Origin of the sequence: Rugamonas violacea, assembly GCF_016461825.1 — a bacterium.
Taxonomy (GTDB): domain Bacteria; phylum Pseudomonadota; class Gammaproteobacteria; order Burkholderiales; family Burkholderiaceae_D; genus Rugamonas.
Genome location: NZ_JAEMNU010000154.1, coordinates 1 through 24,064 on the forward strand (window position 1 = coordinate 1; position 24,064 = coordinate 24,064).

At 68.7% G+C, this 24,064-nt stretch carries 16 protein-coding genes; 2 read left to right on the plus strand and 14 right to left on the minus strand.

All coding sequences use genetic code 11. The features are described from left to right. From H7U20_RS29215 to ndk, 4 genes are all read right to left on the minus strand, one after another. Positions 1 to 638: helix-turn-helix domain-containing protein (locus H7U20_RS29215; protein ID WP_199762653.1), on the minus strand; the 638-nt coding region annotated here is incomplete at its 3' end. A gap of 13 nt (positions 639 to 651) precedes the next feature. Further along, positions 652 to 1,479, minus strand: coding sequence for a type IV pilus biogenesis/stability protein PilW (gene pilW / locus H7U20_RS29220; protein WP_199762654.1), 828 nt, complete (start codon positions 1,477 to 1,479; stop codon positions 652 to 654). Then, positions 1,479 to 2,663, minus strand: coding sequence for a 23S rRNA (adenine(2503)-C(2))-methyltransferase RlmN (rlmN, locus tag H7U20_RS29225; RefSeq protein ID WP_199762655.1), 1,185 nt, complete (start codon positions 2,661 to 2,663; stop codon positions 1,479 to 1,481). The genes pilW and rlmN overlap by 1 nt, the downstream gene beginning before the upstream one ends. Before the next feature lie 91 nt (positions 2,664 to 2,754). Then, positions 2,755 to 3,171 (minus strand): nucleoside-diphosphate kinase, encoded by a 417-nt coding sequence (gene ndk / locus H7U20_RS29230; RefSeq protein ID WP_199762656.1) that lies wholly within the window; start codon positions 3,169 to 3,171, stop codon positions 2,755 to 2,757. A gap of 260 nt (positions 3,172 to 3,431) precedes the next feature. Between ndk and H7U20_RS29235 the strand changes: the two genes are divergently transcribed. Then, positions 3,432 to 4,115: a Bax inhibitor-1/YccA family protein gene (locus tag H7U20_RS29235; protein WP_199762657.1), complete on the plus strand. Its 684-nt coding sequence runs from the start codon at positions 3,432 to 3,434 to the stop codon at positions 4,113 to 4,115. A gap of 228 nt (positions 4,116 to 4,343) precedes the next feature. On the opposite strand, the gene pbpC is transcribed toward H7U20_RS29235, so the two are convergent. The 9 genes from pbpC to H7U20_RS29280 all read right to left on the minus strand — a co-directional run bounded on the left by pbpC (position 4,344) and on the right by H7U20_RS29280 (position 20,594). Continuing rightward, the gene (pbpC, locus tag H7U20_RS29240) at positions 4,344 to 6,563 is read right to left on the minus strand and encodes a penicillin-binding protein 1C (protein ID WP_199762658.1); all 2,220 of its coding nucleotides are present in this window, start codon (positions 6,561 to 6,563) and stop codon (positions 4,344 to 4,346) included. Continuing rightward, positions 6,560 to 12,433 carry an alpha-2-macroglobulin family protein gene (locus H7U20_RS29245; protein WP_199762659.1) on the minus strand — a complete coding sequence of 1,958 codons (5,874 nt, stop codon included), beginning with the start codon at positions 12,431 to 12,433 and terminating at the stop codon, positions 6,560 to 6,562. Before H7U20_RS29245 ends, pbpC begins: the two co-directional genes overlap by 4 nt. Before the next feature lie 166 nt (positions 12,434 to 12,599). Further along, the gene (gene rlmD, locus H7U20_RS29250; RefSeq protein WP_199762660.1) at positions 12,600 to 13,940 is read right to left on the minus strand and encodes a 23S rRNA (uracil(1939)-C(5))-methyltransferase RlmD; all 1,341 of its coding nucleotides are present in this window, start codon (positions 13,938 to 13,940) and stop codon (positions 12,600 to 12,602) included. 99 nt (positions 13,941 to 14,039) lie between these two features. Continuing rightward, the gene (gene rpoS / locus H7U20_RS29255; protein WP_199762661.1) at positions 14,040 to 15,053 is read right to left on the minus strand and encodes an RNA polymerase sigma factor RpoS; all 1,014 of its coding nucleotides are present in this window, start codon (positions 15,051 to 15,053) and stop codon (positions 14,040 to 14,042) included. Between the two features lie 8 nt (positions 15,054 to 15,061). Next, positions 15,062 to 15,979 carry a peptidoglycan DD-metalloendopeptidase family protein gene (locus H7U20_RS29260; protein ID WP_199762662.1) on the minus strand — a complete coding sequence of 306 codons (918 nt, stop codon included), beginning with the start codon at positions 15,977 to 15,979 and terminating at the stop codon, positions 15,062 to 15,064. Between the two features lie 51 nt (positions 15,980 to 16,030). Then, positions 16,031 to 16,927, minus strand: coding sequence for a protein-L-isoaspartate(D-aspartate) O-methyltransferase (locus tag H7U20_RS29265; RefSeq protein WP_199762663.1), 897 nt, complete (start codon positions 16,925 to 16,927; stop codon positions 16,031 to 16,033). Further along, positions 16,924 to 17,661 carry a 5'/3'-nucleotidase SurE gene (gene surE / locus H7U20_RS29270; RefSeq protein ID WP_199762664.1) on the minus strand — a complete coding sequence of 246 codons (738 nt, stop codon included), beginning with the start codon at positions 17,659 to 17,661 and terminating at the stop codon, positions 16,924 to 16,926. The genes H7U20_RS29265 and surE overlap by 4 nt, the downstream gene beginning before the upstream one ends. 113 nt (positions 17,662 to 17,774) lie before the next feature. Continuing rightward, positions 17,775 to 19,982, minus strand: coding sequence for a KGGVGR-motif variant AAA ATPase (locus tag H7U20_RS29275; protein ID WP_199762665.1), 2,208 nt, complete (start codon positions 19,980 to 19,982; stop codon positions 17,775 to 17,777). 9 nt (positions 19,983 to 19,991) lie between these two features. Beyond that, positions 19,992 to 20,594 (minus strand): toll/interleukin-1 receptor domain-containing protein, encoded by a 603-nt coding sequence (locus tag H7U20_RS29280; protein ID WP_199762666.1) that lies wholly within the window; start codon positions 20,592 to 20,594, stop codon positions 19,992 to 19,994. Between the two features lie 211 nt (positions 20,595 to 20,805). Between H7U20_RS29280 and H7U20_RS29285 the strand changes: the two genes are divergently transcribed. Further along, positions 20,806 to 21,786, plus strand: a complete 981-nt coding sequence (locus H7U20_RS29285; RefSeq protein WP_199762667.1) for an NADPH:quinone oxidoreductase family protein — start codon at positions 20,806 to 20,808, stop codon at positions 21,784 to 21,786. A gap of 170 nt (positions 21,787 to 21,956) precedes the next feature. Here H7U20_RS29285 and H7U20_RS29290 read toward each other — a convergent pair whose 3' ends face one another. Then, positions 21,957 to 23,984 carry an ATP-dependent DNA helicase gene (locus tag H7U20_RS29290; protein ID WP_199762668.1) on the minus strand — a complete coding sequence of 676 codons (2,028 nt, stop codon included), beginning with the start codon at positions 23,982 to 23,984 and terminating at the stop codon, positions 21,957 to 21,959. Between the last annotated feature and the right edge of the window lie 80 nt (positions 23,985 to 24,064).

A 24,064-nucleotide genomic window follows, 5' to 3' on the forward strand; every position in this document is an offset into this window, starting at 1 on the left:
GCGGCGGCGGTGCCGCCCGGCGGCGCGACGGAAATCAGCGGCACCGAGGTCGACTGCAACGGCGCCGTCTCCTGGCCCGGCTTGACCAGCGTGGTCTCCAGCGGGGCGATCTCGGCGGCCTTCTCGGCCGGCTTGTCGGCTTGCGCGGCGGCGCCGGCGTCCTTGTCGGCGCGGCTGAACATGGCCGGCGAAATCAGCCCGGCGTGGTAGGCGTAGGCGCCGGCGGCGGCCACGGCGGCCACGGCGACGGCGCCGATCAACCAGCCGGCCGGCTTGCTGGAGCGCTCGGTCAGCGTCGGGAAACGCGACTCGGTGAAGGTGGCGGCGATCTCGCGCCGGACCGGGGCGGCCTCGGTGCTAGGCGGCGTGCCGACCTCGATCATCGCCACCAGCGGCGTGGCGTCCAGCTTCACCACCTTGGCGTAGGCGCGCACGAAACCGCGCACCACGGCCATGTTGGGCAGCGCGGCGAAGTCGCCCGCCTCCAGCGCGACGACTTGGCGCGGCGCCAGTTTCAATTGGTCGGCGATCTGCTCGACCGACCAGCCCATCGCTTCGCGCTGGGCCGCCAGTTGTGCTCCGGGCGCGGCCAGGCTGCTGCCCTGGTCCTTTGGCTGTTCTGCCCACTCTGAATTCATTGGTATCCCTGTCTCACTCATCAAACGCCCCACGTTGATAAGCAGCATACTCGGCCGAGCCGGCGTGGTGGCGACGCAGTTGCGTCCCCCAACCAGCTTCCGCGCCCGCATCGCCGAGCTGATGCTGCACCTTAATCGCGAGCCACAGCACATCGGCCGTCATGCTCTCCATCTTTGCTGTCTTGCCCAGCCGGGAAATGAAAAAACCGGCCCGCTGGTAGTCGCGCCGCACATAGTACACGCGCGCCAGGTTGGCGTTGGTCGCCGCCAGGTCCGGCGTCAACTGCAACGCCCGCAGCAGATATTGTTCCGCGCCGGCGTAGTCCTGGCGCTTCAGCGCGCAGGAGCCGGCATTGTTCAGGGCCTTGGCCGGCGAGGCGTAGGCGCGGTTCTTCAGGGCCGCGTCGAAATACTGCGTCGCCTCGTCCGGCCGGCCGTTCTGGCACAGGAAGGAGCCGTAATTATTCGCCAGGTCGGGATTGTCCGGCGCCAGCTTGAGGGCGCGCGTGAAATTGTCCCCGGCCAGGCCGGTCTCGCCCATCGCCATGTAGATCAAGCCGCGCATGCCGTAACCGTCGGCGTACTGCGGCTCGGCCGCCAGGGCCAGCTTGACCTCGTCGAGCGCCACCGCGTACTGGCCCTGCTCATAGTAACCGACCGCCAGTTGCATGCGGATTTCGGCGCGGCGCTGGGCCGAGGTCTGGTCCGAGGCGGTGGTCAGCTCGGCCTTGCCGCTCTGGCCGCGCGCCTCCCCCGCGCCGGGCGCGGCGCAGCCGGCCAGCAACCCCGCCAGGCCGAGGACGGCCAGGCAGAGGCGGCAGCGGTGCGCCAGGACCGTCATCAGGAGCGGATTTCCACGATCTTGCCGAAGTCAGCGCCGAACTTCTGCTGATACTCGGCCATCTTCTCCATGCGCTCCTGCACCCGGGTGCGGTCCTGCACCTCGCCGGCCAGCTGGCCGCAGGCGGCGTCGATGTCGTCGCCGCGCGTCTTGCGGACGGTGGTGACGATGCCGGCGTCCATCAGCACCTGGGCGAAGGCCTTGATGCGCGGATTCTTCGAGCGCAGCAGGCCCGATTCCGGGAAGGGGTTGAACGGGATCAGGTTGAACTTGCAGTTGACGCCGTGCTGGCGGTCCTGCACCAGGGCGACCAGTTCGCGGGCGTGCTCGTCGCTGTCGTTGACGCCGTCGAGCATGCAGTATTCGAAGGTGATGAAGTCGCGCGGGGCGAACTCCAGGTAGCGCTTGCAGGCGGCCAGCAGCTCCTTGAGCGGGTACTTTTTGTTGAGCGGAATCAGGCCGTCGCGCAGCGCGTCGTTCGAGGCGTGCAGCGACACGGCCAGCGCCACCGGCACCTCCTGCGACAGCTTGTCCATCATCGGCACCACTCCCGAGGTCGACAGCGTGACGCGGCGGCGCGACAGGCCGTAGGCGTTGTCGTCGAGCATCAGCTTGAGGGCGGTGACGGTCGGCTCGAAGTTCAGCAGCGGCTCGCCCATGCCCATCATGACCACGTTGGTGATTTGCCGTTCGCCCTTGGGGCCGGGCTCGATGCCCTTGGTGCGGCGCAGTTCGAACTCGGCCATCCACAGCTGGCCGATGATCTCGGACACGCTCAGGTTGCGGTTGAAGCCCTGCTTGCCGGTCGAGCAGAAACGGCAGTTGACGGCGCAGCCGGCCTGGGTCGAGATGCACAGCGTGCCGCGGTTGTCTTCCGGGATGAACACGGTTTCGACCGCGTTGCCGTTGCCGACGTCGACCAGCCACTTGCGCGTGCCGTCGGTCGAGGTGTGGTCGCTGATGACGGCCGGCGCGCGCACTTCGGCGCGGGTGGCCAGCTTGTCGCGCAGCGACTTGGCCAGATCGGTCATGGCGTCGAAATCGGCGGCGCCAAATTGGTGTATCCAGCGCTGCAATTGCTTGGCGCGGAACGGCTTCTCTCCCAACTCGGCGCAATAGGCGATGAGCTGCGCGGGATCGAAGTCCAGCAAGTTGGTGAGGGTGGCGTTCGTGGTCGTGCTCATTGCAGGCTCAATTCAATTCAAAAAAAACTCGTCCCGGCGCGCGGTGCGCGGCGGGAACGGGGTACTGCCACGGCCCGGGGGCCGTCAACAATTACGCTTTGACTTCTGGGAAGAAGTAAGCGATTTCAACTTTAGCGGCTTCGACAGCGTCGGAACCGTGCACGGCGTTAGCGTCGATCGATTCGGCGAAATCGGCGCGGATGGTGCCTTTTTCTGCTTTCTTCGGATCGGTCGCGCCCATCAGGTCACGGTGGGCCAGAACGGCGTTTTCGCCTTCCAGGGCTTGGATCATGACAGGACCAGAGACCATGAAGTCAACCAGATCCTTGAAGAAACCGCGCTCTTTGTGGGCGGCGTAGAAGCCTTCGGCCTCTTCGCGCGACAGCTGAGCCATGCGGGCTGCAACGATTTTCAGGCCAGCGCCTTCAAAACGGCTGTAGATTTGACCGATGACGTTTTTTGCGACTGCGTCAGGTTTGATGATCGACAGGGTGCGTTCGATTGCCATTTAAAAAACTCCAATAAAAAGAAAGGTTTAAAACAAAATTGATAGCTCAATCAACCTTTGATTTTACCATAGAACACCCCATCTATCCGATATTGGACTAGACAAGGGCGCAGAGTCCGCCCGGCGGCCCCTCCACGGGGCGGATTTTACCTGTGGGAAACCCGTAACGGCGGGCAATATGACGGCGATTTTGCGCGCTTTTGCCTCAACGTGCTATGCTTTTATCAAGCAGTACCCTGAACCAACGAATTGGAGGCAAGATGATTAACATGCAGAGAACCTACGACTTGACCGGCAACAACCAGGCGGTGCGCCACAATGTGCTGCGCAACACCTACTGGCTGCTGGCGTTGTCGATGATCCCGACCGTACTGGGCGCCTTCGTCGGCGTCGCCTTCCACCTGCCGATGCTCGGCGGCGGCATGGGCGCGCTGCTGTTCCTCGGCATCGCCTTCGGCTTCATCTGGGCCATCGAAAAGAACAAGGACAGCGGCCTCGGTGTCGGCCTGCTGCTCGGCTTCACCTTCTTCATGGGCCTGATGCTGACGCCACTGCTGTCGCGCACCCTGGGCTACGCCAACGGCGGCTTCCTGATCATGGCGGCCTTCGGCGGCACCGCCACCGTGTTCGCCGTGCTGGCCAGCGTGGCCACCGTGTCCAAGCGCGACTTCTCGGCGATGGGCAAGTGGTTGTTCGCCGGCCTGATCGTGCTGCTGCTGGCTTCGGTCGCCAACATCTTCCTGGGCATGTCGGCGCTGTCGATCACCATCTCGGTGATCGCCATCGCGATCTTCTCGGCCTACATCCTGTATGACGTGCAGCAGATCGTCAACGGCGGCGAGACCAACTACATCAGCGCCACGCTGCGCCTGTACCTCGACGTCTACAACATCTTCACCAGCCTGTTGTCCCTGCTGGGCTTCGCCGGCGGCAGCCGCGACTAAGCGCTTAACGCGCAGCACACCAAGCCGGCCTCGCGCCGGCTTTTTTACGTCCGCAAGGCGCTGGCGGGGCCGGCTTTTTTACTCACTCAAGGCGCTGGCGGCGCCGGCAAACCCCAGCGGCGGAGAGCCGGGGTCAGACCCGCCAGGGGTCTGACCCCAGGTTGCGCCGTTGGGTGTTGCCAAGCCGCCCAGCCAACCATGCAGCACCCCATCCCATCCATTTTCTTTCTAGCGCACCTCGAAGCGCATCGTGTCGACCACCCGCTGCTCGGCGTCGACCAGCGCCAGCTGGTGCGGGCCGGCCACCGGCTGCCAGGCGTGGTCGGCGCCGGCCGGGCCGAGGTCGGCGCCGTCGAGGCGCCAGCGCAGGCCGGCCGCCGCGCTGGCCTGGAACAGCACGCGCTGGCTGGCCGGCGGAATGTCCGGGTCGATGGCGATGATGCTGGCCGGCGCCGGATAACTGATGCGCGGCGTCCGGCCGCCCTGCCCGGCCAATTCAACGACGGCGCTCTCGCTGCCTTTGACGAACCATTCGACGCGGGCCGGCTCGAACGCCGGCCGGTAGCTCAGCGCCTGGCGCAGCACGCCGGGCGGCGGCGGTGGCGCCTTGCCGGGCCGCTGGCGGTGCAGATAGTCCATCACGTCGCGCCAAACGGGCGCCGCGCCGGTCACGCCGGAGACGTCCCACATCGACTGGCCGTCGAAATTGCCAACCCAGACGCCGACCGTGTAGCGGTCGGTGTAGCCGACGCACCAGTTGTCGCGCATGTCCTTGCTGGTGCCGGTCTTGACGGCGCTCCAGAAACCGGTGGCCAACTCGTTGCTCAGGCCGAAGGTCAGGCTGCGCGCGGCGCGGTCGGACAGGATGTCGCCGACGATGAAGCTGGCGCGCGCGTCGAGCACGCGGCGGCGCGGCGCGGCGGCGCGCGGCAGCAGGCCGGTGGCGCTCCACAGGCCGCCATTGGCCAGCGTGCGATAGGCGTTGCTCAGTTCGAGCAGGCTGACCTCGGCCGAGCCGAGCGCCAGCGAGTAGCCGTAGTAGTCGGCCGGCTCGCTCAGGCTGTCCAGGCCGAGCGCGCGCAGGCGTTCGTGGAAGCGGTCCAGGCCGGCCATCTGCAGGGTGCGCACGGCCGGCACGTTGAGCGAACTGGCCAGGCTGGTGCGCACGCTGACGTAGCCCTTGAACTGGCGGTCGTAGTTTTGCGGCACGTAGAGGCCGCCGTCGGTGCTGACGTCGAGCGCGCTGTCGTCGAGCAGCGAGGCGGCGGTCAGCTGACCGCGTTCGATGGCCAGCTCGTAGAGGAAGGGCTTGAGGGTGGAGCCGGCCTGGCGCAGCGCCAGCACGCCGTCGACCTCGCTGCCGCCGGCGTTGCCGACCCAGGCCAGGATGTCGCCGCTGGCGTTGTCGAGCACCAGCACGGCGCCGTCGTTGACGTTGCGGGCGCGCAGCGCCATCAGGTGGCGGCGCAGCGTGTCGAGGGCGTAGCGTTGCAGGTCGCCGTCGAGCGTGCTGCGGGCCGACCGCGTGGTCGGGCCGGCCGATTTGGCCGAGGTGGCCTGACCGGCTTGGCCGGCCGACGTGGTCGAAGTGGCCGACGTGGCCGAAGTGGCCGAGGTGGCCGAGCCGGCGCCGCGCAGCAACTGCTGCGCCACTTGCGGGGCCGCCGGCGGCGCCGTATAGCTCAGCGGCCGGCTCAGCGCGACGATGGTGGTGCTCTCGATGGCGCCGCAGTTGGCGCCGGGCTTGAGCTCGCGCGCCAGCGCGCAGGCGCGCCTGGCCACCAGCTTGGGCGCGGCGCCGGGCGCGCGCAGCAGGCTGGCCAGGATCGCCGACTCGGCCACGTCCAGGCCGGACGGCGCCTTGCCGAACAGGCCGCGCGCGGCCGCGCCGACGCCCTGCAATTCGCCACGGAAGGACACAAGGTTCAGATAGGCTTCGAGGATCTCGGCCTTGCTCCAGGCGGCATCGAGTTCGCGGGCGGCCTGGATCTGGTCCCATTTCTGGCCCCAACTGCGGCCGGCCGCACCACCGCGCAGGGCCGGGTCAAGCTGGGCCGCCAGTTGCATCGTCAAGGTGGAGGCGCCGCGCGGCCGGCTGCGGAACAGGTTGTCCCAGGCGGCCTGCCCCATCGCTTTCAGGTCGACGCCGTCGTGCTGCATGAAACGCTGGTCCTCGGCCTGCAGCACGGCCAACGGCAGCGCCGGCGAGATGTCGGCCAGCGCCACCCAGCGCAGGCGGCGCGCCGCCAAGTCGATGCGCAGCGACTGTAGCGGCTCGCCGTGGCGGTCGAGCAGTTCGGCGTCGGAGGCGCGGTAGTCCGCCCTCACCTGCTGCGGCGTCGGCACGGCGGCGGCGACGTGGCCGGCAGCCAGCGCCGCCAGGATCAAACCCAGCGCCGCCGCCGGCATGACCGACTTTGCCGGCGCCGTCGTCACCCGCACACTCATTTGACGCCCAGCGCCGCGTTCGGCAGCAAGCCGAACATCTCGGGGCTGTACATCGCCTCGACGCGGGTCGGCGGCAGATTGAACTGGCCGGCGTTATTCAGCCGCACCGTGTATTCGACGCTCCACTTCCCCTTCGGCACAAACTCGTAATAGCTGCGGAAGGCCTCGAAGGTACGCTCCTGGAAGGCCGGCCAGACCCAGCCGCGCTGCCGCTCGCCGCTGGTGGCGATGGTCGAATCGCGTCCCAGGCCGGTGCCCAGCACGCTGGCGCTGGCCGGAATCGGATCGTCGACCACCACCCAGGTCATGTCCGATTGCGCTTCCAAGTCCAGATGGACACGGTAGACATCGCCGCGCGACCAAACGCCGGGCGTTTTCTGCTCGACCGGGGTGATGGTCTTGCTGATGCGGTAGCCGGTGCTCAGCGCCGCCTTCAAGGGAATCGCCGCCAGGCTCTGCACCGTCACCCAGGGCTTGCCAGTGCCGCCGTGCTTGAAGGCCAAGTCGGCCGCGCCGCGCGGCCACGGCAGCATCACGCTGGCGCTCGGATGCGCCGCGTCCAGGGTCGCGCTGGCGGTGGCGCCGCCGACGCTGGCGCTGGCCGCGCCGGTCACCGGCGCGGCTTCGAACTTGCGCGAAAAGGCGTCCAGCGCCAGCACGCCCCAGGCGTTGGCGACCGTGGTGTCCCAGTGGCCGCGCTGCTGCCGGCCCAGGCTGCCGCGCGCCAGCCGGCCCATGTCGGCGCGCCAGGCCGGATTGTCGAGCATGGCCAGCAACAGGCGGTTGGCGTTGGCGTCGGCCGAGGACATCAACCACCACCAATTGTCGCTGCGCTCGGTGGAGAAGGTCATCGTGGTGCCCTGCAAATTCAGGCGGGCGCGCAGGATCTGCTGCGCCTGCGCCATGCGCGGCTCGCGTTGCGCCAGCTTGGGGCTGCGTTGCAGGATCAGATACCAATCGATCACCGCCGACGTCGGCCACAGGTTCGGCTCCAGCGAGAACGACTCCAGTTCGGCGTCGCCGACGCGGCCGGAGCGCGACAGCGCCTCCAGCGCGGCCAGCTTGCGCACCGCCAGGTCGGCCGTGGCCAGCGCCGAGTTGCGCAGCACGCGGCCGTGGACGAAGCCGAGCAGCGCCTCCTCCATGCGGCCCTTGAGCTCCGGCGGAATCGGATAGCCGGCCTGCTGCACCGCCGACAGCACATACGCCGTCAGGCTGTCGCTGCCCAGGTTCATCGAGGCGAAGTATTTGACCAGGCCGTCGCCATCCAGATGCGCCGGCAGGCTGGCCACCTGTCGCTCCCACATGGCGGCGTCGCGCAGCGCGATGGCGCGCGAGGTGTTCTGCTCGAAGCAGCTGTAGGGATACAGCGTCATGTAGTCGCGCACGCCAGGCAGCTCGCTACCCAGGCGCGCGCTGAACAAGGCGCGCAAGCCGCCACGGCCCGGCTGGGCGTCGGCCGGCATGCGCACCTGCATGGACTGCGGGCCGTCGAGCTGCAGCAGCGTGGCCTGGATGGTCTGCACCGGCACCGCCGGCCTGACCTTCTGCTTGATACGCAGGCGGTCGCCGACGTCATCGGCGCCGACCACCTTGGCGCTGACGTCCCACGCCAGCTCGCCCGCACCGAGCGGCACTTGATAGTCCCAGCCGACCTCGCGCGCCTGGCCGGCGGCCAGCGTCAGCTTCTGCGCCGGCAGCGCCTTGCCGGCAGCGCTGGCGGCCAGTTCGACCTGCATCTCGGCGTCGCTGGTGTTACGCAGCGTGAAGCCGGCCTGGAAGCGGTCGCCCTCGCGCACCAACGCCGGCAGGCCGGACAACAGCATCAGATCCTGCGAGCTGCGCACCTCGGTCTTGCCGGTGCCGAACAGGTCGGCGTTGGCGCTGGCGATGGCGACGATGCGGAAGGCCGTCAACGAATCGTTGAGCGGCACCTGCACCGTCGCCTCGCCCTTGCCGTCGAGCGCGACGCGGGCCTGCCAGAACAACAGCGTGTCGAACAGCTCGCGGCCGCCACCCTTGCCGCCGCCACCGCCCGGCGCCACCGCCTTGCGGCCGAAGTGGCGCTTGCCCACCACCTGCATCTGCGCGGTGGCGGTCTGCACTTGCAGGCTGCGCTGCTGCATCATCGCCTCCAACAGTTCCCAGCTGGCGTTGGGCATCAGTTCGAGCAGGCCGACGTCGACCGCCGCCAACGCCACCTCGGCGCCGGCCGGCACCGGCGAGCCGTCGGCGCGGGTCACGCGCACGGCCACGCTGGCCCGCTCGCGCACCTTGTAGACGGCCTTGTCGGCAGTGACCTGCACCTTCAACTCGTTGCCGGCCCAGCCCACGCGCAGCGGCGTGATCCCCAGTTTGTAGGCCGGCTTGCCCAAGTCGACCAGCGCGGTCGGCGCCGCGCCGCTGACACGGCCGCGCACCACCAGCGCCGACACGTAGACGTTGGGCGCGTACTGCGCCTTGATCGGAATGCTGAAGCTGGGCGCCTTGCCCGACAGCGGCCGCACATAGCTGTCGATGACGCCCTCGCGCTCGACCGTCACCAGCGCGGTCGCCTGGCGGAACGGCATGCGCACCTGGAAGCTGGCCTGCTGGCCCGGTTCGTAGCGCTTCTTCTCGGGCAGCAGGTCGATGCGGTCGTTGTCGCTGGCCTTGAACCACCAGTCGTCGCCGTCGGCCACCCAGGTGTCGATGTGGGTGGTGGCGGCGTGGTGCGCGCCGTCCTCGGTGCGGGCGCGCAGGATCAGGTTGCCCGAGGCGGCCGCCTTGGTCTCGCACAGCAGCAGGCCGCGCCGGTCGGTGCGGCCTTCGCAGGCGGCGCCCAGCGCCTTGACCTCGCTGCTGTTCTCGTAGGCGTAGAAGCCGCCGATCAGGCGACGCCGGTGCGAGTAGTTCAAGCGCTGGAACAGGTCGACGCTGACCGGCGCGTCGGCCACCGGCCGGCCCTGCAGGTCGAGCACCACCACCTGGAACTTGAGCGCGTCCTTGCTCAGCACCCAGCCGTCCGGCGCGATGCCGATCTGGTAGTTCGACGGCCACAAGGGAATGCGGGTGGCCACCGACAAGGTTTCGCCGTTGGCGTCCTGGTAGCTCAGCTCGGCCAACAGATTGCGCGGCGTGGCCGTCTGCGGCAGTTGGTCGATGCTGACGCGGGCGCCGCCGGCGCCGTCCAGGGTCAGGCTGCGCGTGCGCACCGCGCCGGTCTTGGGCGCCTCGGCGTCGGCCTCGGTGTCGCCGGCGGCATCGGCGCCACCGCTGGCGTTGGCATTGCCGTCCTCCTCGAACATGCCCTCGTCGTCGTCGAACACGGCGCCGCTCTTGGCCACGCCGAGCTTGACGTCGCCGGCGCCGAAGCTGAAGCCCTCGTAGTCGGGGAAGCTGGCGGCGTGGGGTTCGATCACCGTGCGTAGTTTGACCGGCGCGCCGGCCGCCGCGCCGCCGGACAGGTAGCTGAGCTGCAGGTCGACGTCCAGCTTGGTCGCCTGCACGGCCGGCGTCTTCGGCCCCTGCAGCAGCGCCTTCATGGTCGGCACGCGGAACTGCTCGACGCGGAAGCGCCCGGCCGTGCGGCCGTCCAGCAGCACGCTGTACCAGCCCTGCTTGGCCTCGGCCGGAATCGGCCAGCTGTTGTCGGCGCTGCCGTGGCGCCAGGTGAGCGGCAGCTCGTAGCGCTGCTCGCTGCCCTCGTGCAGGATGAACATCTTGTCCGGCGCCTTGCCGGCGCCGGCCAGCGCCAGGCCGGCGGCGACATGGCGGCGCAGGAAGTGCTTCATGTGCACCGTCTCGCCGGCGCGCAGCAGCGTGCGGTCGAACACGCTGGCGGCGATGGTGTTGTCGGCCCGGACGTCGTCGGTCGGCAGGTTGAAGCGCCAGGCCTCGATGCCGCGATTCCAGTCCGACAAGGTGAAGGTCATGTCGGCGCCGCTGCGGGCGCTGATGAAGTAGCTGTCGTTGTAACCGCAGGTGAAGCGGGTCAGCTCCTGGCGGATGTTGGCCACGCCGCTGGCGTCGGTGGTGCCCTGCCACAGCGGCTTGCCGGCGCAGTCGCGCACTGCCACCTTGGCGCCGGCCACCGGCTGGCCCTTGTCGAGCGAGGTGACCCAGACCAGCGAGGACTCGGCGCCGTGCTTGAAGTGGGCCACCAGATTGGTCACCAGCGCGGCCGAATTGACGTAGGCGGTGCGCGGCTTGCCGCTCAAGGCCTCGCCCAGCAGCGGGCTGGCCAGTTCGACCACGTAGAAGCCCGGCTTGCGCAGCGGGATGCCGATCACCTCGAAGGCGCGCTTGCCGCCCGGCTTGGGCAAGGTGAAGCGCTCGACGGCGCCGTCCTTGTGCCCGGCCAGCATGGGCTGGTACAAGTCCTGGCCATACAACTCGCCCGGTTGCCAGCCGCCGCCGTTGCCGCTGCTGGTCAGGCGTTTGAGCCAGTCGATGATCTGCTGGTCCTGCTTGTCCTGCTGGTCGGCCACGCGCAGCATGGCGCCGCCGACGGCGCTGCCGGACACGCGGGCCAGCTGCGTCGGCAGGCCGGCCTCGACGTTGCGCACGGTGACCGGCAACAGGCGGTCGCCGCGCGCCTCGATGACGCCGAAGCGGGCCGGGAACTTGACCAGCGGCGGTTGCGGTCCGGTGCGCACCGTCAGCGGGAAGCGCGCGCCGTTCAGCAGCGGCCGGCCGGCGTCGTCCGTCAGCTTGGCCGGCAAGGTCAAGGTCAGCTTGCTCTGCTCCGGGAAGGGGCCGGCGATGCCGACGCCGCTGACGAATTCGGCCTTCTTCTCGTCGTCGCTGACGCTGGCGCGGAAGCTCTTGCCGCCCGGCGCGCCCAGGCGCACGGCCAGCGCGTCGGCCAGCCGCACCGGCGCGGAGAATTGCAGCCGCGCCGGCAGGAAGGGAATGCAGTCGCCCTTGGCGCTCGGGCGCTCGCAGCTGAAGGTGGCGGTGAAGTCGGGCCGCGTGCGATAGGCCAGCCTCTGGTCGTTCTGGTTGACGATGCCAGTTTCGCTGGCGATGCCGGCGCCCCACACCAGCGCCATCTTGGCCTTGGCCGGCAGGCTGCGGCGGCACTGCAGCAGCTCCAGCGGCATCTGTTCGAGGCGCTTGTCGCGCACGCCGACGCTGGCGCGCCAGGCCACGCCACGGGCGCGGAAGTACAGGTTCAGATAGCGGTCGACGAACTGCTTGCGCTGCGCCAGGATCTGCTCGCGCTCGGCGCCGACCAGGCGGCGCACGGGGATTTTCTCGTTGATGCCGTCGGCGCGGCAGTAGGCCTGTGCCTCGATGTCGGCCGGGCGCGCCGGCGCGTCCAGGCCGAGCACGAAGATCTGCTGCTCATCGATGTTGCTGCCCTCGCGCGGCAGCGACTCGACGATGGACGGGCCGCCGGTGCTGAAGCTGAACTGCCGCGCGCCGGCCAACTCGACGCCGGCCAGGTCGCGCAGGCCGGCCTTCAAGGTGAAATGGCAGGACACGCCGGCCGGCAGCTCGCGCACGAAGTCGTAGCTCCAGTTGCGCCCGTCGATCCAGCGGCCGCTGCCCTGCTCCGCACAGTCGACGGTGAACGGCGCGTCCAGCCGCAGGTCGCCGAAGGCCACCATCTGCGCCGAAAAGCGCGCCTGCACCTGGCGCACCTGCTTGACCGTGCCGCTGGGCGAGAACGATTCGACGCTGGCCGGCGCCGGCGCTGGCGCTGCGGCAGCGGCGGCCGCTTGCGGCTGGGCGTTGGCCTGGGACGGCGGCTGGGCCAGCGCGGCCGGCGCGCGCGCGCTCAGCAGCGCCAGCGCGGCGACGAGCGGCGTCAGGCGGCGGGCCAGAGGTGTCGGGGAAAGGCGGGAAAAACGATGGGCGGCGCGAGCCTGGGGCGACTGGGACATTCCAACTCCGTGGTGGGGTGGTCATGCCGCACGGTAGGTCTGGAATGCAAACTGGCTTGGCGGCAATGAGCGGACCAAGCCAGTGTTACAAAGAGCGCAAGCCCTGTCAATGAGCTTGCCAAACAAATCAGCTTGCCGAATTGGCTTACTGAAAAGGCAAGGCGCCTCAGGCCAGGTCGAACACCGCCATCGATTCGACGTGCGAGGTGTGCGGGAACATGTTGACCACGCCGGCCTTGCTCAACACGTAGCCGGCCGAGTGGCACAGGATGCCGGCGTCGCGCGCCAGGGTCGACGGGCTGCACGAGACATAGACGATGCGCTTGGGCAGCATGTCCGGATGGCTCAGCTTGAGCTCGGCCAGCGCCTGGCAGACGGCCATGGCGCCGTCGCGCGGCGGGTCGATCAGCATGCGGTCGAACTTGCCCAGCACGGCCAGGTCCTCGGCGGTGATCTCGAACAGGTTGCGCGTCGAGAAGCTGGTCTTGGCCGACAGGCCGTTGGCGGCGGCGTTGTCGAGCGCGCGCTCGGTCAAGCTGGTCAGGCCCTCGATGCCGACCACTGCGCGCGCCTGGGTCGCCAGCGGCAGGGTGAAGTTGCCCAGGCCGCAGAACAGGTCGGCGACGCGGTCGTCCGGCTGCACGTCGAGCAGGCGCAGGGCCTTGCCCACCAGCACGCGGTTGATCAGGTGGTTGACCTGGGTGAAGTCGACCGGCTTGAACGGCATGCGCACGCCGAACTCGGGCAGCAGGTAGTGCAACTGCTTGTCCAGCGGATAGAAGGGCTCGGCGCTTTCCGGTCCCTTGGTCTGCAACCACCATTGCACCTGGTGCTGGTCGGCGAAGGCCTTGAGCTTGCCCTCGTCGTCGGCCGTCGGCGTGCCCATGACGCGCAGCACCATCGCGGTGACATCCTCGCCCACCGCCACCTCGATCTGCGGGATCAGCTCGCGCAGCGACAGCGAGGTGATCAGCGCGCGCAGCGGCAGCAGCATGGCCGAGACGTGCGGCGGCAGGATCATGCAGCTGTCCATGTCGGCGATGTAGGTCGACTTCTTCTCGCGGAAGCCGACCACCGCCTCGTTGCGGCGCGGCACGAAGCGCACCGACAGGCGGGCGCGGAAGCGGTAGCCCCAGGTCGGGCCGTACATCGGCCGCATCATGTGCAGCTGACGCACCTTGCCGATGTGCTGCAGGTTGTCCTCCAGCACACGCTGCTTGATGGCGACCTGGGCGCTGGGCTCCAGGTGCTGCATCGAGCAGCCGCCGCAGTTGTCGTAGTGCACGCAAGGCGGCTTGACGCGCAGCGACGACGGGCGCAGCAGCTCGGTCATGTTGGCCATTTCCCAGTTTTTCTTGCGCTTGAAGCTGACGAAACTGACCCGCTCGCCCGGCAAGGCGCCGTCGACAAAGACCACCTTGCCCTGGCTGCCGTCCTCGTTGCGCAAATGGCCAACGCCGCGGGCGTCCATGTCCAGCGATTTGATCTCGATGATATTTTCTTGCATAGCGTTCAGTGTAGGGGGTGGGCGAGCGCGTGCGCCGGCGGGGCTGCCGGGCCGTTTCGGGCGCTCAGAGCGGGGCATATGATATCAGATTGCAACAGCCTACAGCAGGGAGTCGCGTACTACGCCGCGTGCCGCCATGGCCCGCTTCAGCTTGATCAGCGCCTCCTGCTGGATCTGGCGCACCCGCTCGCGCGTCACGCCCATCTCCTCGGCCAGGGTTTCCAGGGTGGCCGGGTCGTCGTTGTCCAGGCCGAAGCGGCGCATGATGACGATGCGCTGCTTGTCGGGCAACTTGGTCAGCCAATCGCGCACCAGCACCGTCATCTCGCGGTGCTCGGCGCGGGCGTCCGGGCTGTCCTCGGCGTCGCCGGGCAGCATGTCCATCAGCGAGGACTGCGGGTCGTTGTCGAGCGGGGCGTCGAGCGAGGTGGCGTGCTCGGACAGGGCGAGGATGTCCTGCACCTCCTCGACCGGGCGGCCGACCAGCTCGGCGATGTCCTCGGCGGTGGCGTCCTTGCCGTTGTGGTGCTGCGCCTCGAGGTGGTATTTGCCGCGCAGGATCTGGTTCAGCTCGCGCACCATGTGCACCGGCAGGCGCACCGTGCGGGCCTGGTTCATGATGGCCCGCTCGATGCTTTGGCGGATCCACCAGGTGGCGTAGGTGGAGAAGCGGAAGCCGCGCTCGGGCTCGAACTTGTCGATGGCGCGCATCAGGCCGATGTTGCCCTCCTCGATCATGTCGAGCAGCACGACGCCGCGGTTGATGTAGTGTTTGGCGATCGACACCACCAGCCGCAGGTTGTGCTCGATCATGGTCTGGCGCGCCTTGAAATCGCCCTGCTTGGCCAGGGTGGCGAAGTGGACCTCCTGCGGCGCCGTCAGCAGCGGGCGCGTGCCGATCTGGTTCAGGTAGTGCTGGGTGGTGTCGGTCGACAATTCGGCCGCCAGCACCTTTTTCAACTCGTCGACACTGGCCAGCACGGCGCCGACCTCGGCCGGTGCCTCGCCGTCGCCCGCTTCGATGGCGTCGACGGCTAGGTCATCGCTCGATTCCTCCGGAAACTCCTCCGGTGCCGAATCGTCATCCATCTGGTCGGGCGGCATATGTGTCATGGAAGTGGCTAACGGTTAGGCAGGAATTTCGACGGGTCCACCGGCTTGCCCTGCTGCCGGATTTCGAAGTGCAGCTTGACGGCGTCGGCGTCCGAATCGCCCATTTCAGCAATCATTTGCCCCTTGTTGACGCTCTGCCCCTCCTTCACAACGATGCTGCGGTTGTGCGCGTAGGCCGACAACAAGCTATTACTGTGCTTCACAATAACGAGATTACCATATCCGCGAATGCCGCTGCCGGCGTACATGACTTTTCCCGCGCCGGCAGCCACGACTTGTTGCCCGGCCCTGCCGGCGATGTCGACGCCCTTGTTCTTGCCCTCGTCGAAGGTGGCGATGACGCGGCCTTCGGACGGCCACATCCAGCTCAGTTTCTCGTCGTCGGCCGGCGCGGCCGGGGCCGCCGGCACGCTGGCCACCACGGCCGGCGCCGGCGCGGCGGCCGCGGCCGGCTTGCCGTTGTCGCCCTCGGGGCGTTGCAGGTCGGCCAGCACGGCGTCCGAATACGGCCGCTTGTCGGCCTTCGGCCCGCTCTTGCGCGGCAACGGCGGGGCCGGCGGCAGCTTGCTCTCGGCCGGCGGCATGACGATGGCCGAGGTCTGCACGCCGGCCGCGCCGGCGTCCGGCGGCAGCACGCGCAGCACCTGGTCGACCTTGATGTCGTTCGGGTTGGCCAGGTTGTTCCAAGCCACCAGGTCGCGGTAGTTCTGCCCGTATTCGAGGGCGATGCGGATCAGCGTGTCGCCCTTCTTGACGGTGTACAGGCCGCGCTCGTCGCGGCCCTTCTGCGCGTCCTCGCTCGGCGTCGACGGCTTGGGCAGGGGCGCGTTGCGCTCGACCACGGGCGCCTGGTTGGGGGTGGTGCTGCAGGCGCTCAACAGCGCCAGTGAAATGCTCAGAACGAGCAGGGAACTTTTATTTGTCATTCTCATCTTAATAGGTCTATCTGTCGCCCGCCGCCGGGCTGGGGGTATGGCTCAGGCCGTGCCCGGACGCAAGGGGACGAAGTGGCAGTCTTCCAGGGTTTCGCTGACCCACTCGGCCTTGCCGGTGCGGGTGATCAATTCAAGGTGTTGCGCGCGCGCGCCCACCGGCGCCACCAAACGGCCGCCAATGGTCAGCTGCTCGAGCAGGGCGCGCGGCACCTCCAGGCCGGCGGCGGCCAGGATGATGCCGTCGAAGGGCGCCGCCTGCGGCAGGCCAAGCATACCATCTCCGTAGTGCAAGCGCAGGTTCGCCACGCGCAGCGGCCGCAGATTGGTCTTGGCCAGCTCGTGCAGCGGCTTGATGCGCTCGATCGAATACACCTCCTGCGCCAGACAGGACAGCACCGCCGCCTGGTAGCCGCAGCCGGTGCCGATCTCCAGCACGCGGCGCAGCGTGCCGCCGTTGCGCATCACCTCGATCATGCGCGCCACGATGTACGGCTGGCTGATGGTTTGATGGTGGCCGATCGGCAGCGAGGCGTCGATGTAGGCCTGCGAGGCCAGCGCCTCCTCCATGAACAGGTGGCGCGGCACCGTCTCCAGCGCGGCCAGCACCTGTTGGTCCTTGACGCCCTGCTTGGCGACGCGCGCCACCATGGCGCGCCGCACCGCCTCCGACACCAGCGGATTCTGCCGGGGCGCCGGCGCGGCCACCGGCTGGGCCCGGTCCATGGCGTAGCTGTGCGACTTCGACGGCGAGGCGCCGGGCCGGGCCGCGGGGCCGGCGCGCGGCGCGGCCGGCCGGGCGGCGTGCTGGGCCGCGCTCAGCGCCGCGTTCTGCGTCGCCGTCTGCGGCGTGGCGACGGGGGCGAACAGGCCCGGCTTCTTGCCGCCCTGGTCGACCACCGAGGACAGCGGCAAGGGGAAGCTGCGGGGTTTGTCGTTCATGCCAGGCCCTTTGCCAGCGCGTCGAGTTGGGTGCTGTGGGTCAGGTCGATCTGCAGCGGGGTGATCGAGACCCGGCCCTGGGCGACGGCGTGGAAGTCGGTGCCGGCGCCGGCGTCCTTGGTGGCGCCGGGCGGGCCGATCCAGAAGATCTCCTTGCCGCGCGGATCGAGCGCGCGGATCACCGGCTCGGCCTGGTGGCGCCGCCCCAGCCGGGTGGCGACCGGCCGGCCGAGCCGCTCATAGGGCAGGTTGGGAATGTTGACGTTGAGCAAATACGGTCGCGCCAGGGTGTCGAAGTGGCGCAGCACCACGTCGCGCGCCAGCCGGGCGGCGTCGTCTATATGTTCCCAACCGTGCGAGCCCTGCGAGAAGGCGATCGCCGGGATGCCGAACAGATAACCCTCGGTGGCGGCGGCGACGGTGCCGGAGTACAGGGTGTCGTCGCCCATGTTGGGGCCGTTGTTGATGCCCGACACCACCAGGTCGGGCCGGTAGTCGAGGATGCCGGTCAAGGCGACGTGGACGCAGTCGGTCGGCGTGCCGTTGACGAAATAGAAACCATTGGCCGCCCGCTGCACCGACAAGGGCCGGTCCAGCGACAGCGAGTTGGAGGCGCCGGAGCGGTTGCTGTCGGGCGCCACGACGACGATCTCGGCCACGGCGGCGAGCGCCTCGGCCAGGGCGTTGATGCCGGGGGCGAGGTAGCCGTCGTCGTTACTGATTAGGATTCTCATACGCCGATTTTAACCGAAGCAATGGCCGGAAGCGCGAACCGGCGGCCCCGCCGACAGATAAATTTATTGCCAATGGGAAAACCGAGGCGCGGCGGGAAAACCGCCGGGCCGCCTCAGCGCTGCGCCAGCCCGGCGCCGAACGGCCGGCCGTACAGCGCCAGCGCCTCGTCCTCCTGCAGCGACAGCAGCGCGTCCTGGTCGTCGAGCAGCTGGTAGACCGTGCGCAGCGCCGCCAGGCCGCGGCGCCGCAGGCGCGGCGCCACGCCCGGCCGCAGCAGGGGCGCGCGCAGGCGGTCGGCCAGGACGCGGGCGCGGCCCAGCTCGGCCTGGTCGAGCAGGTGCTGCAAGGTGTCCAGCGTGCGCTCGAACATCTCGGCGCGCCGGGCGGCCGGATCGGCGCCGCCGCCGAGCTGGCCGAGCGGGGCCAGCCCGGCCAGCGGCGTCGCCGCCTCGGTCGGCTCGGCGACCAGGCCGGCCACCTCGTCGAGCTCGGCCATTTGCGCCAGCGCGCTGTAGTCGGGGCCGTCGAGCTCCTGGCACAGCTCGCGCGCGCCGGCCGCCCCGCCCAGCTGGCGCAACACCTCGTCGAGCTGCCGGCGCGCCGCCCGCGTGTCCGGATGGGCGGCGCCCAGGCGCCGGCTGCGCGCCTCGACGACGGCGCCGAACAGGCCGCGCGCCGCCTCGAACTGGCACAGCCGGGCCAGCGTGTGGGCCAAGGCCGTCTTGCTGCGCAGCGTGTCCGGATGCTCGGCGCCGAGCAGGCGCTGGCGCGCCGCCAGCACTTGTTGCTGGACGTCGCGCGCCGCGTCGAGCTCGCCGCGCAGCGACAGCAGCTCGGCGCGCGCCGCCTTGCATTCGAGCGTCAGCAGGTGCTCGCCGCCGAGCAGGCGCAGGTAGGCGTCGAGCACCTCGTCCTGGATCGCCAGCGCGGCGCCGCTCTTGCCCTGCAGCGCCAGGGTGGCGGCCAGGCCGGCGCGCGCCGCCAGCGTGTCGAGGTGCTCGGCGCCGAGCTGGCGGGCGCGCGCCTCGACCACGCATTCGTCGAGGAACTCGGCCTCGTCGAGCTTGCCCTGCTGGCGCAACAGGGCGGCCAGGCTGCTCTTGCTGTACAGCGTGTCGACATGGTCCTCGCCCAGCACGCGCTGGCGCAGGGTCATGCTTTCCTCGAAGCAATGCACGGCCTGGCCGGCCTTGCCTTCGCGACGGTACAGCTCGCCCAGCCGGCTCAGGTCGCGCGCCAGCGGCAGCGATTGGGCGCGCGGGCTGCCGTCCTCGATCGCCTGGCGCGCCTCGCCGATGGCGGCCAGCAGGTGGATCTCGCGGCTCGACTGCCAGGGGAAGTAGCCGCCGGCCAGCCATTCGAGGAAGGCTTCGAAGGTGCGGGTCAGCGAGAAGCGGTCGCCGCCCTGGTCGATGCGCACGGCCAATTGCTCGCCGTAGGCGAAGGTCTTGGTCTGCTGCAACTGCACCTCGTCGAAATAGCTGTCCATCAGGGCGTACTGCAGGCCGTAGCAGTCGCGCAACAGTTCCTCGAACAGCGGCTGGTAGCCGGCGATGCCGCGCGCCGCGTCGCCGCGCCGCCACTGGGCGCGCTGCTCGCTGTCGCCCATCTCTATGCGCGAGGGCAAGGGGTAGACCAGCAACTGGCGTTGCTCGTCCTCGTGGCTGCGGCGGTAGGCGGCGGCGCGCGTCACCAGCGCCTGCACGCCCTCCAGGCTTTGCCGGTTGGGTGTGAAGACCACCACCAACTTGCGCGGCAGCAAGGTCGTGCAGATCCCGGCGCTGTCGGTGCGGCCGGTGCGCGAGTCGACCAGCACATAGCGGAAGTGGCGCGCCAGGTTGTCGGCGAAGCAACGGAACAGCGCCGGACAGGCGTCGAACAGCTTGTCCCAGTGCATCGCGGCGAGCCGCTCGCCGTAGCTGGCGTCGAAGCGGCCGGCGCGCATCAGGTACAGCGGGCTGCTCTGGTCGACCCGGCAAACGTATTGCTCCCAATCGATGGCGGCGAGCACCTGGCGCGCCAGCTCGGCGTCGTCCTGGCCGACGCGGCCACGGCGGCGCTGCAGCTGCTCGCCGCAGGCCTCGAAGAATTCCAGCACGCCCGGCCCCTCCTCGTGCTGCGGGAAGTAGTGGTGCAGGCCGGGCGCCTCCAGATCCCAATCGATCATCAACGTCGGCACCGTCGCGTTCTGTCGCTTGGCCAGCAACACGGCGATGTTGGACAGGGCCATGGTGCGACCCGTGCCCCCCTTGTAGGAATAAAAGGTGACGACTTCGCCGGGCGCGGTCAGCGGCGGCAGGGACAGGCGGGTGAGTTCCATGGCGAACCTTTAGCGTGGGAAGTGGGGGGGCGGAATGGCGCGCCATTCCGGCGGGATGTCGGGCAGCACGAAACGGCTGCAATCATGCTCTGGCGGCATATAGCGTTTGAGAAAATGGTAGTGGCTGGCGATGCGCTGGACGATGCGCTCTATATCAGGCAGGTAGTCGGGATTGGTCTTCAGGTCGCCGGTCGCCAAGGTGTAACGCGAGAAGTCCACATACATGCCCTCGGTGATCTGCGGCGGCAGGCTGAGCGGGTGGCGCGTCATGATGACCGGGATGATCAGGTGGCTGGGCAGCGGATACCACAGCCGCCGCTCGCTTTCGATCAATTGCATGGCGGCGAATTCGCGCCGGGTGTAGGGGTGCGCCTCGTATTTGGGCGTGTAGATGACGATCATGCAAACGCTCTCGCACAGCGCGGTGGCGATGCGGCGGTCGAGGTCGTCGCCGCCGCCGAGTTGCTCGCTGTCGACAAACAATTCCTTCTCGGAATCGAAATGGGGTTCCAGATAGCACTTCAGGGCGTCGACCAGATCGTTCTTGAACTTGCTCATGAACGCATGCCGGCCATGCGCGTAACTAAAGAAACAGCCGTAGCGGATCGCCATGACATCCCTCCGTTTCTTCTCCACGCACGATGCTGCGCACTAACCAACTCTAACAATCCCCTACCCCGCCACTTTGCGCCGGCGCAAATACGTAGCAAAATGAAAACACCGATTGCGCTGGCGCCATTTCAGGCATAATTGAAAAAATCAAACGGTCGTACTATTTTCATGCTTTCCCCTTCCCCCCCCCCACCGAGAACGGAGACACACAATGAAAGCCATCGTATGCCAAGCCTGGGGCCTGCCGGACACCCTCGCCGTCGAGGAACTGGCCACGCCGCGGGCCGCCGCCGGCCAGGTGGTCGTCGACGTGCAGGCCGCCGGCGTCAACTTCCCCGACGTGCTGATCATCCAGGGCAAGTACCAGTTCAAGCCGGAACTGCCGTTCACGCCGGGCAGCGAAGTGGCCGGCGTGGTCAGCGCGGTGGCGCCCGACGTCAGCACGTTCAAGGTCGGCGACCGGGTCATCGCCTTCACCGCGACCGGCGGTTTCGGCCAGCAGTTGGCGGTCTCGGCGCAGGCCCTGATGCCGATGCCGCCCGGCATGGATTTCGCCACCGCCGCCGCCATCACGCTGACCTACGGCACCTCGCACCACGCCGTGGTCGATAGGGCCGCGCTAAAATCTGGCGAGACCATGCTGGTTCTTGGCGCGGCCGGCGGGGTCGGCCTGGCCGCCATCGAGATCGGCAAAGCCCTTGGCGCCCGCGTCATCGCCGCCGCGTCGAGCGACGAGAAGCTGGCCGTGTGCACGGCGCACGGCGCCGACGCCGTCATCAACTACAGCAAGGAGGATTTGCGCGAGGCGATCAAGGCGGCCACCGGCGGCAAGGGTCCGGACGTGGTCTACGACCCGGTCGGCGGCGATTACAGCGAGGCGGCCTTCCGTTCGATCGCCTGGCGCGGCCGCTATCTGGTGGTCGGCTTCGCCAACGGCGAGATCCCCAAGCTGCCGCTCAACCTGACCCTGCTCAAGGGCGCCTCGCTGGTCGGCGTGTTCTGGGGCGAGTTCGCCAAGCGCGAGCCGAAGGCGAACCTGGCCGGCATGCGCCAGCTGCTCGGCTGGTTGGCGGAAGGCAAAATCAAGCCGCGCATCTCGGCCCGCTACGCGCTGGCCGACACCGCCCAGGCGCTCAAGGACATGGCCGCGCGCAAGGTCACCGGCAAGGTGGTGATCCTGCCGCAGACTTGATCCGAGCTCGATGCCGGCGCCGGGCCGGCCTTGGCGCATAGACAAGAATGTCAGACGCCGGCCACGCGCGCACGCCAAAACGGGGCGCCGACATCGCTGTCGGCGCCCCGTTTTTTGTCGCCCCGGCCAGACCCCGCCGAGCGTCGCCAGACCGAAAAAGCCACCGGAAGTTACGAACCGGAATCTTTACCGGAGGCGTTCCCCGCCGTCGTCGGCGGCAGATTGCGGAAAAATTCCAGCACCTCGGCCTCCTCGCGCGTGCGCTTGAACGGCGGCAAGGACTGCCAGATGCGCCGTCCATACGGCTTGGAAATGACGCGCGGATCGCACAGCATCAGCACGCCACGGTCGCCCTCGTCGCGGATCAGCCGGCCGGCGCCCTGCTTCAGATTGATGATCGCCTCCGGCAGGGTGTGGTGCATGAAGCCGTTCTTGCCCTGCTTTTCCATCACCTCGATGCGCGCCGCCAGGACCGGATCGTCGGGCGGGGCGAACGGCAGCTTGTCGATGATGACCAGCGACAAGGCCTCGCCGCGCACGTCGACCCCCTCCCAAAAACTCTGGCTGCCGATCAGCACGCCGTTGCCCGACTTGCGGAACTGGTCGAGCAGCTCGGTGCGGCCCTTGTCGCCCTGCACGAACAGCGGATACGGCAGGCCGCGCTTGGCGAACTCGTCGCGCAGGCGCTCGGCCGCCCGCTTCACCGCGCGCAAGGTGGTGCACAGCAGGAAGGTGCGGCCGCCGGCCGCCTCGATCACCGGCAGCGCCTTGTCCAGCACCACGTCGGTGTAACCCATCGAATTCGGGTCCGGCATGTTCTGCGGCACGTAGAGGATGCCCTGCCGCTCGTAGTCGAAGGGGCTGGGCCAGCTGCGCGCCGGCTCGTCGGTCAGGCCCATCTGCTCGGCGAAGTGCTTGAAATCATTCTTCACGGCAAGAGTCGCCGAGGTGAAGATCCAGCTGCGCGGCACGCCCTCGCGCTGGCCGTTGAAGATCGGCGCGATCGACAGCGGCGTCTTGTGCAGCTGCAAGGAGGTGGTGTAGGCCTCGACCCAGAACACCGCCTCCTCGCCCGGCGTGACGCGCGCCTTCGGATCGAACTTCCACGCCGCCAGCTGCTGCGCCAGCTCGACGCCGCGCACGCGGCACTGTTCCAGCGTCTCGGCGCGCACCGCCTGGGTCTCCAGCACGGCGATCATGCCGTCCAGCTCGTCCTTCAAGTGTTGCAGCGCCGGAAAGAAGTCGCTCGACGGCGCGATCTGCGGCAGCGACATGCGCACGATGTCCTGCGAGAAGGTCAGGCGCAGGTCGCGCGCCGCCTTCTCCACCACGGTGACCACCTTGCCCCAGTCAGCGCCGTCGCGGGCGTTCGACAGGCCCTCGGCCAGCACGTCGCGGCACAGCTCGAGCACCTGCGAGGTGGAGAAGGTGTCGCCGAAGAACAGGGTCGCCGTGTCGGGCAGCTGGTGCGCCTCGTCGAAGATGATGGTGTTGGCCGAGGGCAGCAACTCGGCCACGCCGGTGTCCTTCAGCGCCACGTCGGCGAAGAACAGGTGGTGGTTGACCACCACCACGTCGGCCTGCTGGGCCTCCTTGCGCGCCTTCATGACGAAGCAGTCCTGATAATATTGGCACTCGGCGCCCATGCAATTGTCGCGCGTCGAGGTCACCAGGTTCCAGATCAGCGCGTTTTCCGGCACCCGCGCCAGCTCCGCCTTGTCGCCCGAGCTGGTCATCTTGAGGAAGCGCGAGATCTCGCGCAGGTGGCCGACGTCCTCGCGCGAGGTCATGCGGCCGTTTTGCAGCGTGCGCTCCAGATGGTAGTGGCAGACATAGTTCGAGCGGCCCTTCAGCAGCGCCACCGAGACGGGCGCCTGCAGCGCGGCGCGCACGGTCGGAATGTCGCGCAGGAACAACTGGTCCTGCAAGTTCTTGGTGCCGGTGGAGACGATGGTCTTGCCGCCCCACATCAGCGCCGGCACCAGATAGGCGAAGGTCTTGCCGGTGCCGGTGCCGGCCTCGGCGATCAAGGTGGTCTGATTGGCGATGGCCTCGGCGATCGCCTTGGCCATGTCGGTCTGCGAGCGGCGCGGGCGGTAGTCGCCGACCGCCGGGCCGAGCGGGCCGCCGGCGCCGAACAGGCGCTCGATGTCGGCATCGTGGCGGCCGGGCGGCGCCTCGGGCGCGCCGGCCGGCAATGGCGCCGTGGCGGGCTGGGCGGCTGCGGCCGGCTCGGCCGGCGGCGGCACCAGGCGGGCGCGCGGCGCGGCGGCGCGGG